Source organism: Terriglobales bacterium (genome assembly GCA_035691485.1).
Lineage (GTDB): Bacteria > Acidobacteriota > Terriglobia > Terriglobales > Acidobacteriaceae > JAIQGF01.
In genome coordinates this window covers 29,491-43,133 of record DASSIZ010000117.1, presented here as the reverse complement: position 1 = coordinate 43,133, position 13,643 = coordinate 29,491, and the positions used below count along the sequence as shown (strand labels likewise).

Sequence of the window (13,643 nt, the reverse complement as noted above, 5' to 3'; positions counted from 1 at the left end):
TCACGAAATCGGAGCCGTCGGGACTTAAGCAGCTTGTTCAAATCATTCCACATCGAGAGAGAAGCCTGGGTCCGCTTCTTTGTAGCGATCGCCGGACTGTCGTTGGCTTTCGGCGCTGCTATTTTCTCTACCGTTACCCGCCAAGCCGGAAACGTCTGGGCCACTGCGGTCCTTGCCTCCGCGGCCCTGTTGCTGGCGGGTGTGGTTGGGCTGACCATCGTGCCCTACCTGGCGCGGCGGGTCGCGCTGTACCGCGTGCGCGAGGCATTCGATTACGATGTGACCCGCGAAGGCCTGGTTTATCTGGCGATTGTGCTGATGATCGGTGTCGCCGCCCTGAATACCGGGAACAACCTGTTGTTCATTGTTGTTTCCGCGATGCTGGCCGCGATTATTGTTTCCGGCGTGGCCTCGGCGGCAATACTGCGCGGCTTGGAACTCGACATCGGCTTCCCCGAGCATGTCTTTGCTGGGGAAGCCGTGCTGGCGCGGCTGAGCCTGAGAAACCTGCGGCGCGTGTTGCCGTCGCTGTCGGTGAGCGTGGTTCCCGCCAAGTCCGGGCGGGCGCACAAACGGCTGAAGTGGGAGCGCTCAGTGTTCGTGTACCCCGCGAAGGCGCCGCGCGAAAAACAATGGGTGCACCTGCCCGATCTATCGTTGCGCGTGGTTACCGGGCGGGAGAGCACGCCCGAAATTTTCAATGGGCGCGCCTATTTTCCCTTTCTGCCGGCGCGCAACACGGTCAGCCGCGAACTCGAACTCGACTTTCACCGCCGCGGACGGTACGTGCAGGACGGTTTCGGACTCTCCACCCGTTTTCCATTTTCCTTCCTGGTCAAGACGCGCAAGGTCCCTCTGACGCGCGAGGTTGTGGTCTATCCGCCGGTGCAGCCGACCGATGAACTGTTCGAAGTCCTGCCCATGATTACGGGCGAGTTTGAGGCTTTCCTGCGCGGGCGCGGGCACGACCTCTACCGCATCCGCGAATACCTGCCGGAAGATTCGGCGCGCCATGTGGACTGGAAGTCGTCGGCACGGACGGGATCGCTGAAGGTGCGCGAATTCACTCGCGAGGACGAACGCAAGCTACGCGTTGTCTTCGATAATCCTTCCTCTGCCGCGGTGAAAGGCGCCGACTACGAGCGCGGAATCGCGCTGGCGGCTTCGCTGGCATGGCATTTCGCGGGCGAGGACACCGATCTCTCGTTTGCCGCTCCCGGTTACGCCGGCGCCGGTGATATTTACGATTTCTTGCGCTACCTCGCATTGGTTGGGCCCCGGCCGCAGCAGGAGGCTTCCCAATCAATTCTCGACGGCCTGCACCTCACCGCCGACTATAACGTCATCTTCACTGCTCGACCGCGCGGCAGCATTCCCACCGAGCTGTGGGCGTGCTCGTACTTCCTCTTCTTCGGCGAGCAGAAGTAACGGATGAAATCCTGGTACCGTTATCCACAACCCCCGGTCTTTCGCCGCCCTTGTACTCTGAAGTTAGCCGTCATACGATTCTCTTCGGTCCAGGAACTCGTTGGAGGAGGCAGTCTCTCATGAAGGCACAGCGGGCGCTTGCCGCTCTTATCTCGATCGTCATTGTTTCTTCCCTTTGTTTGGCGCAGGAGCACCGCCACGCCGGCGGAATGGGCGGTCCAATTCCCGAAGGCACGCAGGTGACAATCCGGATGATTGACAACCTGAGCAGCGAGACCGCACGCCAGGGCGACACCTTTCATGCGTCGTTGGAGCAGCCCATTCTCGACCCCGACGGACGCACGCTTTATCCCAAGGATGCCGACGTGGACGGTCGCGTGCTGCGAGCGCACCCTTCTGGGCGGCTCAGTGATCCCGGTGAACTGGAGCTGACGCTCACTGCGATTACCGCCGGCGGCCGCTCTTATCCGGTGAACACGCAGCCCTGGCTGACCAAGGGCCAGTCGCACACCAAGAGCAACACCACGAAGATCGGCGGTGGGGCGGCACTGGGCGCGATTATTGGCGCAGTGGCAGGCGGCGGCAAGGGCGCGGCGATCGGTGCCGGTGTGGGTGCCGGCGCCGGAACCGGAGTCGCTGCGGCCTCCGGCAAGAAGGAAGCGAAAATCGAGTCAGAGGCAGTGCTGAACTTCATCACTGCCGCACCGGCCGCCGCGCAATATGCCGGCACGCCGGCGGCACAGCGGGAGCCCGAGCTTCGCTCTCCCGAAGGTCGTGAGCCGGAATATCGTTCCTATGACAATGCGCGGCCGCGCCCATTCCGCTCGGTGTTCACCAACTATGACCGGCAGAACATACGCGGATGCTTCGCCGACAGCTCAAGTCTGCCGCCGGGACTGGCCGAGCGCGACAACCTTCCTCCCGGACTGGAAAAACAGATCCAGCGCGACGGCACCCTGCCTCCCGGCCTGCTAAACCGCGCCCAGCCGCTTCCCGGGTCCTGCAGCGCGCGCTTGCCCAGGCTGCCGGTGGACTGGAGCCGCGTGGTGCTCGGACGTCGCGTGCTCCTGCTCGACCCTGACAGCCGCATCACTGACCTGTTCAGCCTGGACGACGACGAATAAGTACGTGCTTGGCGGCGAGACTTATCCTGCCCGGCCGCCTTGCGACCAGCCCTGGGCGGCTGTTAAAGCGCATTCCCGCGTTTTCCGGGCAGCCAACCGGGCTTGGCGAGACATCTTTTCAGGCATATACTCGGCGGTCTCTACACTTGCTGCCCCGCAGGGCGGGAGGGCTCATGGCATCCGTAGACAGCCTGATTCGCGACCGGGAAACTTACCAAGTCGAGGCCGACGAGCTGGTGGTTGACGTGGTCAGCCTGATGGTGTCGAAAAATGTCGGCGCCGTCGCGGTTATCCGCCAAGGAGAACTGGCCGGCCTTTTTTCCGAACGCGACCTGATGAAGCGCGTGGTGCACGAGGGCAGAGACCCCCGCGTCACAAAGATTTTCGAGGTCATGACCCGCGACGTGGTGACGGTCGCGCCCGACCGCAGTCTGGAAGATTGCCTGGAACTGATGCGCGAGCGTGGCTTCCGGCACTTGCCTGTGTGCCAGGGAAAACAACTGCGCGGCGTGATCTCTTTGCGCGACCTGCTGGCGCACGCCGTGGTCGAAAAGGACGGCGAAGTTCAAATGATGCGCGCCTACATCTCCCAGAGCACCTGACCGCAGCATCCGCACTTCCATGGCCGCGGCGATTTCCGCGGCCTTATTTTTTGACCATCGTAAAATAGCGGGAACTTCCGCATTGCGGGCAGGTAAACTGGTCATTACCAAGCCCGCTGACTTCGTGGCCCATGCCCTCCTCACCGATTGCGCGAGAACTGCGAAAGATCGTCGGCTCCGAAGCGGTACTCGACCGTCCCGAAGACCGCATGATCTATGAGTACGACGCCGGACTATCCACCGGTACGCCTGAAGTGATCGTATTTCCCAGCACCACCGAGCAGGTATCGCAGATCGCGCGAACCGCCTCGCGCATGAATGTGCCGCTGGTGCCCCGGGGAGCGGGAACCGGTTTGAGCGGCGGCTCCATTCCGCGAGCCGGCGGCATCGTGCTGGTGTTCACGCGCATGACATCGATTCTGGAAATCGATGCCGCCAACCGCCGCGCCGTGGTGCAACCGGGCGTAGTGAACGCGGACCTCTCGGCCGCCGTCGCGCAGCACGGGTTGTACTTCGCGCCTGATCCAGCCAGCCAGCGCGCCTCCACCATCGGCGGCAACGTCGCGGAAAATTCCGGCGGCGCGCACACCCTGGCCCACGGCGTCACCGTGAACCACATCACCGGGCTGGAGGTCGTGCTGCCTGACGGGCGCGTGGCGCACATGGGCGGCAAAGCCGTGGACTCCTGCGGCTACGACCTCACCGGCTTGTTCGTCGGAACCGAAGGCACGGTGGCGATCGTGACCGCGATTACCGTCAAGCTCACCAAGATTGCCGAAGCGGTGGAAACGCTGCTCGCCATTTTCAACACCGTGGACGATGCGGCCAACACCGTTGCCTCCATCACTTCGGAAGGCATCACGCCGGTCGCGCTGGAAATGCTGGATGGCAAGACCCTGCGCTGCGTCGAGGAAGCTACCCATGCCGGTTACCCGATGGATTCCGGCGCGGTGCTGCTGATTGAGCTGGAAGGACTGCGCGAAATGGTGACCGACCAGGCCGATGCCGTGCGCGCGGTTTGCCAGCGTCACAGTGCGCGCGAGGTCCGGCGCGCCGCCAACGATGCCGAGCGCCAACTGTTGTGGAAGGGACGCAAGACGGCTTTCGCTGCGCTCGGGCGCTTGGCGCCGGCCTACTACACCCAGGATGGCGTCGTCCCGCGCAGCCACATTCCCAAGGTGCTGCGCTACATCGAGAGCGTGGCCCAGCAATGCAAGCTGGAGATCGGCAACATCTTCCACGCCGGCGACGGCAACCTGCATCCGTGCATCCTGTTTGATATGCGCGATCCGGACCAGGTGGAGCGCACCCACCAGGCCGGCCGCATGATTCTTCAATATTGCGTCGATGCCGGAGGCACCATTACCGGCGAGCATGGCGTCGGCATGGAAAAGAACGAACTCATGCCGCTGCTGTTCACCGACAACGATCTGGAAGTCATGGCCCTCGTGCACGACGCCTTCAATCCGAAATCCATCTTCAATCCGCAAAAACTTTTTCCGACTCCGCGCAGCTGTCGCGAGACCAACATCGTGCGCAGCAGTGGAGTTCCGCGATGAGCGCGACCTCGACAGCGGCGGGACTGGCGCGTGAGCTGGCGGCAATCGCCGGCGAGCAGCACACCACCGAGGATCCGGCGCGCACGGCGGAATTCGCCATCGACGAGGTCTCGCCGCGCGCGGTGGTCTCGCCCGCATCCGCGGAAGAGGTGGCGGCGATCATGAAGTTGGCGCACGCTGAAGATCTGGTCGTCGTGCCGGCCGGCGGGTTCACTCACCAGTTCACCGGGATGGTTCCCGCGAAGATCGATATCTTGCTGCGCACGAGTCGCCTGAAAGCCTTGGAACACTACGATGCCGGCGACTTGATGATCGGCGTCGGCGCCGGTACGACGCCGGCCGAGGTGGAGGCAGTATGCGGGCCGCATGGACAGATGCTACCGCTCGATGCCGCGCAGCCTCAGCGGAGCACCATGGGCGGAGCGCTGGCGTCGGCGGCGCATGGACCGCTCAAGCACTCCTACGGCGGCCTGCGGGATTACTGCACCGGGGTGCGCTTTGTCACCGCCGACGGTAAGGTCGCAAAAGCCGGCGCGCGGGTGGTGAAGAACGTTGCCGGATATGACCTGATGAAGCTGCTGATCGGCAGCTATGGAACCATTGCGGTGATTACCGGCGCGAGCTTCAAGTTGTTTCCCCGCCCGCGGCAGACGCGTACTTTCATTGCCAGGTTTGCGAACTTGAAAGAGGCGCTGGACTTCCGTGACCGCGTACTCGCTTCACCGTTGACGCCGCTTTGCCTGGAAATTGTTTCGCCGCACGCGGCCGAGATCATCCACGGAGATTCGCACGCCGCCAAAACCGAACCCTGGCGGGTCCTGCTGCGCGCCGCCGGCAGTGACGCCGTGCTGGCCCGTTATCGCGCGGAGTTGGGCGCGGCGGTGGCAAGCGAAGCCGCTGGCGATGATGAGCGCGAGATCTGGCGCGCGCTCCCGGAATTTCCCCACGCGCTGTTCGAGCGCAGCCGGAACGCCATGCTGTTGCGAGTGGATGTTGCATTGCAGGACGCGGGCCCGGTGCTGGAAGCGGCAGAACGCGCGGCGACGGACAATAATTTTGTGTGCGCTGTCTCAGGCAGGATCGGCGTCGGATCTCTGCTGGTCGGGTTGGTGCCGGTCGCGGTGGATCCGCCCTCCGCGATGCAATACGTCAACGCGATTTCATTCCTGCGCGGCGCGGTGCCGCGCCAGGGGTCGGCAATCGTGCTGCGCTGCCCGCTCGAAGCCAAGCGGCGCTGCAGCGTCTGGGGCAGCACCCCAAATGATGTCGAGACCATGAAGGCAATCAAGCAGGCATTCGACGGCAAGAACATCCTCAACCGCGGGAGGTTCCTGTTCTGAGTGCCACCACCGTCAATGCGGAGCACGGAACCGGTAGCGCCGCGCTGCCATCGAATTTCACCACGCCCGATCGGCCGTCCTGGGAGTTGTACTCCAAGTGCATTCACTGCGGCTTGTGCCTGCAGCAGTGTCCGACCTACCGCGTGCTCGGGCGGGAAGCGGATTCGCCCCGCGGCCGTATTTACCAGGTCCTGCAAGTGGATGCCGGGCGATTGCAGATTGGTGACTCCTTCGCTACACACTTGGATCGCTGCCTCGGATGTCGCGCCTGTGAAACGGCCTGCCCCTCGGGCGTGAAATACGGCCGCATCTTGGAGCGGGCACGGGCCGAGATCGAGTCAAATTTCAAACGGCCCTGGCTCGAGCAGCGGCTGCGCGCCTGGTTCTTCGGGGCCATGCTCCACGACCACAGAAATCTTGCGCGCTGGGCAAGCCGGCTGCGGTTCTACCAGCGGTCGGGACTCCAGGGCCTGGCGCGCTCCAGCGGCATTTTGAAACTCATGGGAATGGACAAAGTGGAGGCGCTGGCGCCCTCGATTGACGAAAAGTTTTTCTTTTCACAGCTCGGCGCCACCTATCGCGGCGCCGGCGAGGCTCGCGGGCGCGTCCTCTTCCATGCCGGGTGCATCGGCAGTGTTGCCTTTTCCGCGTTGAATGAGGCCACCGTCCGCGTGCTGAATGCGAATGGATTCGACGTCTTCGTACCCAAGGGCCAGCTTTGCTGCGGCGCTTTACCGGCGCACGCGGGCTATCGCCAAGAGGCGCGGGCCTTGGCGCGGGGAAACATAGCCGCAATCATGGAGTCAACGCGCGACCCGGTGGTCACCAACTCTGCCGGCTGCGGCGCAATGATGAAGGAATACGGCGAACTGCTGGAGGCTGGCACGGAAGCGAAGCGGGCGTGCGAATTTGCCGCGCAGGTGAAGGACATTACCGAGTTCCTGGCCCAGGCGGGGTTGCGGCCGCCCAAGCGGAAACTGAAGGCGCGCGTCACCTACCAGGATCCCTGCCACCTGGCGCATGCGCAGGGCATTCGATCCGCGCCTCGCGAATTGTTGAAGGCCATCGGCGCGGAACTGGTCGAGATGGCACATCCCGATTACTGCTGCGGCAGCGCCGGCACCTACAACGTAACGCAAAACCGGCTGTCAATGGACATCCTGGAGCAGAAGATGGACGAGGTCACGGCCGCGCGCGCCGAAATCATCGCCACCGCGAACACCGGATGCATGCTGCAACTGCGGGCGGGAGTGAAAGCGCGCGGGCTGAAGATGCGCGTGGCGCACGTGGTTGAATTGCTGGACGAATCCTATCGCAACTCCTAGCGGCGGGGCACTGCCGTCATAGAACGCCTTCCGCCTTCTCGATGTCGTGGACTCCCACGATAATCAGCGCGCGCTCGCTGCCTTTCACGATCGAACCGTAGGCATAGAGCACGTTGATGCCGCGGTCGGCTAGCTTGCGCGTGGCACGACCCAGCGCGCCCGGGCGATCGGTGACCCGAATGGCGACCGCCTCCTCTTCGTCGTACGTCAAATGGATCGCGTCCAGAACTTTGCGGGCCGCTGCGTGCGGCGTTGCCACCATGCGGATGCGTCCACCCGGCTGGTCGTAGGCCGCCATGATGGCGGTGATGTTCACGGCTTTGGCGGCCATCTCCGAGCAGATGGTCGCAAGCATGCCGGGCTTATCCTCGGCCTCGATGACGAGTTGCGTAATGCGCCCCATATAGACTCCGGTGGTCAGGATTCGGAATCCAGCTTTATACCTGAGAATATCGGCTGCTGGCCACTCACCGCCCCGCCGCGGACTTCACGCCGCTTTCGCCACCAATGTCTCATGTAAAACCTTAGCCAGCTCATCGGGATCGCTGATGGGCGGCCGGCAAGTGAAGTTTGAGCACAGCACCGCCGTCGACTTACCGTCCTTCACCGCCGGAATGTTGGGCACGGTTTCGGCGATCACAGGCGGCAGGTTTTGCGGGGCGGCGGCGCTGTCGCTCACCTTGACCACCGCCTTGTTCACTGCGAAAGGCGCGACCGCCGCGGCGTAAAGCTCGCGTGCGCGCTCGTCGTTGCCGACCACGACCACCTGCGTGTGACCCTCCAGCAGCCACACTGCGGCCAGCGCGTAGGTAGCCGCGAACATCCCATATTGCTCAGCCATTCCGGCGAAAACCTCAAGCGTGTCTTCAGCCTTTTCACGGTAGCTGTCTTCATGGGTGTAGGCGTGCATGCGGAACAGCGCGATCGCGGCGGCGGAATTTCCCGCCGGAGTCGGAGAGTCCTGGAACGGTTTGCGACGGGCGGTGAGCGCGCCCAGCACCGCTTTGTTTTCGGAGTCGAAAAAGCCGCCCGAAGTCTGGTCGTACAAGCGCTCGATCATGGCGTCCACGATCTTGCGGGCAAAGGTGAAGTAGCTGAGGTCGGCCGTCGCCTCGTACCCATCGAGGCAGGCAAGCGCGGTGAAAGCGTAGTCGTCCAGCACGCCCGCCACGTTCCGCTTGGGCGCCTGGGGATCGGCATAGGCGATGACGTGCTTCAGTCCGCCTTCGGCGGTGAACCCGTGGGAAAGAATTCGGTCCAGCGAGCGCAGCGCAAAGTGCCGCGCATCCTCCAGCGAGAGCACGCGCGCAGCCTCGAGATAGGCGGAGACGCACAGCGCGTTCCAGCCGACGTAAACAGTCTTGTCGACAAACGGCGTGGCTCGCTTCAGGCGCGCCGCGTACATCTTGTCTTTTGCCGCATCGAGCAGTGCGGAAATGCGGTCGCGCTGCATGCCGGTTCGCACACCGATCTCTTCCACCGAGGCGTGCACGAAGAGCACGTTCTTGGCCGGGTTGTGATGCATCTCGCCGGCTTCGTTGATGTCATAATAGGGCTGCGCAACCTTCAGCTCTTCCTCGGTCAGCGCGGCCCGCGCTTCCTCCAGGGTCCAGGTGAAGTAGTCGCCGTCATCGTCGAGATTGATGTCGGCGTCCTGCGAAGCGTAAAAACCGCCCTCGCTGCGGTCGCTCAGCCACGCATCCATCCAGCGGATGATGTCGCGCGCCACCGCGGCAAACAACGAATTGCCGGTCGCCTGGTAGCCGTGGACATAATTCTTGAGCAGCTCCGAGTTGTCGTACGACATTTTTTCGAAGTGCGGCACCACCCAGCGCTCGTCCACCGAGTAGCGATGAAACCCGCCGCCAAGCTGGTCATATACGCCACCGCGCGCCATGCGCTCCAGCGTGTTGGCGATCACCTCCCGCAGCCTCTCGTCGCCGCTGCGCGAGTACAGGTGAATGAGCAGGTCCATGGTCGAGGGATGCGGAAACTTGGGCGCGCTGCCAAAGCCCCCATGCTCGGAATCGTAAGTCTTCAGCGCCGACGCGATCACGCTGCGCACGATGGTTGGCGGAATACTCGCGCTGCGCCCGGCGAATGACTCCGCTTGGCTGATCGAGCTGAGCACCATGTCGGCTTGCTGTAAAACTTCGTCACGTTTGCCGCGAAACGCGTCCGCGATGGCCATCAGCACGCGCTTGAAACCGGGCCGCCCCCACTGATCGTCAGGAGGAAAATAGGTGCCGCCATAAAAGGGCTTGCCTTCGGGAGTGAGGAACGCGGTCAGCGGCCAGCCCCCCTGGCCTGCCATCGCCTGCACTGCCGATTGATAGCGGCTGTCGATGTCAGGACGCTCGTCGCGGTCCACCTTCATCGCGATGAAATTCTCGTTGATGATGCGCGCCACTTCCGGATCGTCATAGGACTCGCGATCCATCACGTGGCACCAGTGACACCAGACTGCGCCGATGTCCAGCAACATTGGCTTATTCTCGCGCTGCGCCGCGGCGAACGCGTCCTCGCCCCATTGATACCAGCGGATGGGCTGATGCATGGCGGAGCGCAGGTATGCGGAGGAGGCCTGGGCAAGGGAGTTCGTCTGGTCTGGCATGGCAGTGGTTAGAGTACTCCGTTGCCGGGCAAGATGCGACAACACTAGCTACTCCCTACCAACCGCCGCGCGACTTCGGCATAGAGATCCACCGCTGCCAGCAGTTCTTTCTTCTCGATGTGCTCCTCGGGCGTGTGCGCCACATGGATTGACCCAGGCCCCAGCAGCAGCGGTTCGCCCCACTTCGTCAGTGACGGAATATCGGTTGCGAATGCCGCCATCATGGTGGGAATGCCGTCGAGCGTGCGCAGGCGCACGAACGGCAGCTCCAGTCCCCATTTCACCCGCACCTGCTCCCCCGCCGCGGCCACCAGTTGGCGTTTCAGCTCATCGGAAGCCCCAATCAGCCGGTACATCAGCTCGGCATGGGCGTGGTCGGGGATCACGTTCGGCGCGCGGCCGCCATCGATCAGCCCGATATTGAGAGTGCACGCTCCCAGCTGCGGATCGCTGGGCAAAGAAATTTGGCGGATGCGTTGCAGCGCGTCCAGCAGTTTCTCGATCGCCGACTCCCCCAGCTCCGGGTAGGCGGAGTGTGCCATGCGTCCTTCGGCGAACAGTTCGACCCGCATCGCTCCCTTGGTCGCGGTTGCCAGGCGATTGCCGGTGGGCTCGCCATTGATCAGGAAGCGGCCACCCGCGGGCCGCTGGTTGGCGTGCTGCGCGCCCGCGCTGTTGCGCTCTTCTCCCACCAGGAACAGCAGCCCCACCGCCGGACCATCCTGCCGCAGCTTTTCCGCGGCGGCGATCTGTGCGGCAATGATTCCCTTGGCGTCGCATGCGCCGCGCCCGTAAATGCGGCTCTCGTCTTCGCGGGAAGGGAAGTGGGGAGGGACCGTGTCCATGTGGGTCGACAAGAAGATTTCGGGCCGCGGCTGCTTCGGCGGCACGGCGAACACGTTGAAACGTCCCGTCTCCACTGGGTCCAGGCGTACCTCATAGCCGAGCTCGCGCAAGCGCCGGTGCAGAAACTCACCGACTCCCCTTTCATTGCCGGTGATCGACTCAATGTCCACCAGCTCCCGCGTTAGCGCGACCACGTCCATGCCCAGAAGAATATCAGTTTCGCTTTCCGTTTCTGTTCCCGCCGCTCTATTCGCGGTTTCGTCCTCCTCTGGCCACATAGGGCAGAGTTATCCAGCAGAATTTGAATAAACTGAAGCAGCTCTGCCCGCATCGAACCAGACGTGGCCATTCGGATTCAGCGGCAGAACCTCATCCTGGCGCTATGCGTCGCGGCCGCCGCGGTATTCTTGTTCCTTTGGGGATGTCCCTTCATGGCGCAGTGGGGCCACGGCAAGCTGTGCATCGCGTTCTATGCGCTGCTGATGCTGATTTACGTATATGGGCGGGCCAGCGGCGCTCGCCGCCACCGCGATGAGCCCAAGCGTCAGGTCTAGGCATCGAATGCTCCGGTGACCACACCTTCCAGTGCCATCCAATCTCTGTTCTTGAACGGTCCGGCCGGCCGGCTCGAGGCGCTACTCAATGAAGGCGTGCCTGCCGCCACCCACGCCGCGCTCGTCTGCCATCCTCATCCGCTGTTCGGCGGCACCATGCACAACAAGGTTGTGTTCCACGCCATGAAGGCGCTGAACAGCTTTGGCTTTCCGGTGCTGCGTTTCAATTTCCGGGGCGCCGGCTTGAGCGAAGGCAGGCATGACAACGGACGTGGGGAAGTCGAAGACGTTCGGGCAGCGCTGGCCTGGCTTGACCAGCAATTCCATTTGCCGATGGTGCTGGCCGGGTTCTCGTTCGGCGCGGCAACCGGGCTGCAGGCGGGTTGTCCCGATCCCCGGATCGATGCCCTCATCTTGCTTGGGACGCCCGCTCGCGGCGACGATCGCAGCTACGAATACAAGTTTCTTGCCGATTGCGCCAAGCCGAAGCTGTTCGTCAGCGGAGGCCAGGACCAGTTCGGACCGCATCATGAGTTGGAGCTGCTGGTGTCGCGCGTGCCGGAACCCAGGAAGTTGATGATCATCGACGGTGCCGACCACTTCTTCGCCGGCCACCTCGCCGAGATGCGAAAAGCCATCGAAGACTGGGTCCGTTCGTTGCCGCGGATGAACCCATCTTGACGTCTATGTTGCCGCCTGCATAAATGACGGCTGCTTTTGCCCTGGCAAGCCGGCACTTGCAACTGAATACCGGAAACTGGAAACTACCTTAATGCCACGGCGGACGCCAGCGAACACCACCTCCGATCTGGAACGCGAGGCCCGCGAATTGCGCGCGGCGGCGCGCCAGATCTTCCAGGAAGCCCTGGCGCAGAGCACCATCCGGGAAGCATTCGCGCGTCACGTCAACTACGACCCGGGCGCGCTGCGCATCTGCGACGACCTGTATTCTCTTGCCGCCTACGAGCGCGTTTCCGTGGTGTCCATCGGCAAGGGAGCGCAAAGCATGGCCGAGGCGCTGGTCGGCCAGGTCGGGGAAAGCTTCGGCGGTATTGTCGCCGGTTCCACCCAGGCCGGCACTCAGCTGCGCGGATTTCGTTACTTTCACGGCGGCCATCCGCTGCCCAATCGTGAATCGCTGGCCGCAGGCAGGACCATCCTGCGCCATGTCGGTCACGGTTCCTCCGACAATCTTGTAATTTTCCTGATCAGCGGCGGCGGCTCGGCGTGCGTGGAATATCCTATCGACCAGGACATCTCGCTCGACGACATCGTCAAAACCTACGAGGTACTGGTTCATTCCGGGGCGCCCATCGCTGAGATCAATACCATTCGCAAGCACCTGTCCGCGATCAAGGGCGGGCGGCTGGCGCAGGCTGCGGCGCCCGCGCAGCAGGTCTCGATCCTGGTTTCCGACGTGCCCGACAAGGCGCTCGACTCGCTCTCCTCGGGACTGACCATGCCCGATTCCACCACCGTCGAAGACTGCTATCGGATTGCTGAGCGTCATGCCATGGTGGATGAATTTCCTCCCCAGGTGCGCGAGCTGTTTACCAAACGAATGCTGGAAGAGACTCCAAAGTCGGACGACCCCGCCTTCGTGAGCGCGCGCTGGTGGCCGGTCCTCTCCAACAGTTCCGTCCTCCAGACGGCGGCGGCGAAGGCAGCCGCGCACGGCTTCGCGGTCGAGGTGGATAATTCCTGCGACGACTGGGATTACGCCAAGGCCGCCGATCACCTGCTCAACCGGCTGCGCAAACTTCGCAAGGGTGTGTCGCGGGCGTGCATCATTTCCGGCGGGGAAGTAACGGTCAAGGTCAAAGCCAAGCACGGCAGCGGCGGACGCAATTCACACTTTGGCCTTTATTGCGCCGAGAAAATTGCGGGCGAAAACATTACCGTGCTCAGCGCCGGCACCGACGGCATTGACGGCAACAGCGCTGCCGCCGGAGCGGTTGCTGATGGAACCACCCTCGCGCGCGCCGAAGCGATGGGATTGAGCGCGCCCGCGGCGCTCGCCGCTTTCGACGCGTTCCCTTTTTTCGATCGCCTGGGAGACGCCATTGTCACCGGGCCGACCGGGAACAACCTTCGCGATCTCCGCGTCCTGATGGCGTGGTGAAGAAGGGCCGGCAGGCCAGGCTCGCAGCTCCTGCTCCGCGGCTCCCGTTTCTAATCCAGCCGCACACCCCGGTGCGAATTCCACGCAATGCTGGGAAAGGTTTCAGGAAAAGGCGTCGGTTGTTCCTCG

12 protein-coding genes are annotated in these 13,643 nt (G+C 63.2%); 9 read left to right on the top strand and 3 right to left on the bottom strand.

Annotated elements, in window-relative coordinates; all coding sequences use genetic code 11:
- The first annotated feature begins 33 nt into the window (after window positions 1-33).
- The 6 genes from VFI82_15035 (at window position 34) to VFI82_15010 (ending at window position 7,378) form a co-directional block, all read left to right on the top strand.
- The gene (locus VFI82_15035; GenBank protein HET7185999.1) at window positions 34-1,428 is read left to right on the top strand and encodes a DUF58 domain-containing protein; all 1,395 of its coding nucleotides are present in this window, start codon (window positions 34-36) and stop codon (window positions 1,426-1,428) included.
- A gap of 119 nt (window positions 1,429-1,547) precedes the next feature.
- A complete protein-coding gene (locus VFI82_15030) occupies window positions 1,548-2,552 on the top strand; it encodes a hypothetical protein (GenBank protein HET7185998.1) in 1,005 nt (334 codons plus the stop codon).
- A 173-nt stretch (window positions 2,553-2,725) separates the two neighbouring features.
- A complete protein-coding gene (locus tag VFI82_15025; protein HET7185997.1) occupies window positions 2,726-3,154 on the top strand; it encodes a CBS domain-containing protein in 429 nt (142 codons plus the stop codon).
- 131 nt (window positions 3,155-3,285) lie between these two features.
- Entirely contained in the window at window positions 3,286-4,713 is a 1,428-nt protein-coding gene (locus VFI82_15020; GenBank protein HET7185996.1) for an FAD-linked oxidase C-terminal domain-containing protein, read from the top strand.
- Complete coding sequence (locus tag VFI82_15015) at window positions 4,710-6,053, top strand: FAD-binding oxidoreductase (protein ID HET7185995.1); 1,344 nt, start codon at window positions 4,710-4,712, stop codon at window positions 6,051-6,053. Before VFI82_15020 ends, VFI82_15015 begins: the two co-directional genes overlap by 4 nt.
- An 86-nt stretch (window positions 6,054-6,139) precedes the next feature.
- Entirely contained in the window at window positions 6,140-7,378 is a 1,239-nt protein-coding gene (locus VFI82_15010; GenBank protein ID HET7185994.1) for a (Fe-S)-binding protein, read from the top strand.
- 16 nt (window positions 7,379-7,394) lie between these two features.
- On the opposite strand, the gene VFI82_15005 is transcribed toward VFI82_15010, so the two are convergent.
- The 3 genes from VFI82_15005 to VFI82_14995 form a co-directional block, all read right to left on the bottom strand.
- Entirely contained in the window at window positions 7,395-7,781 is a 387-nt protein-coding gene (locus VFI82_15005; GenBank protein HET7185993.1) for an ACT domain-containing protein, read from the bottom strand.
- Between the two features lie 84 nt (window positions 7,782-7,865).
- Window positions 7,866-9,992, bottom strand: a complete 2,127-nt coding sequence (locus VFI82_15000; GenBank protein ID HET7185992.1) for a thioredoxin domain-containing protein — start codon at window positions 9,990-9,992, stop codon at window positions 7,866-7,868.
- A gap of 44 nt (window positions 9,993-10,036) precedes the next feature.
- Entirely contained in the window at window positions 10,037-11,116 is a 1,080-nt protein-coding gene (locus VFI82_14995; protein HET7185991.1) for a M20/M25/M40 family metallo-hydrolase, read from the bottom strand.
- Window positions 11,117-11,179: 63 nt separating this feature from the next.
- Between VFI82_14995 and VFI82_14990 the strand changes: the two genes are divergently transcribed.
- From VFI82_14990 to VFI82_14980, 3 genes are all read left to right on the top strand, one after another.
- Entirely contained in the window at window positions 11,180-11,392 is a 213-nt protein-coding gene (locus VFI82_14990; GenBank protein ID HET7185990.1) for a hypothetical protein, read from the top strand.
- A gap of 15 nt (window positions 11,393-11,407) precedes the next feature.
- Entirely contained in the window at window positions 11,408-12,073 is a 666-nt protein-coding gene (locus VFI82_14985; protein HET7185989.1) for an alpha/beta fold hydrolase, read from the top strand.
- 91 nt (window positions 12,074-12,164) lie between these two features.
- The gene (locus tag VFI82_14980; GenBank protein ID HET7185988.1) at window positions 12,165-13,514 is read left to right on the top strand and encodes a DUF4147 domain-containing protein; all 1,350 of its coding nucleotides are present in this window, start codon (window positions 12,165-12,167) and stop codon (window positions 13,512-13,514) included.
- The last annotated feature ends 129 nt before the right edge of the window (window positions 13,515-13,643 follow it).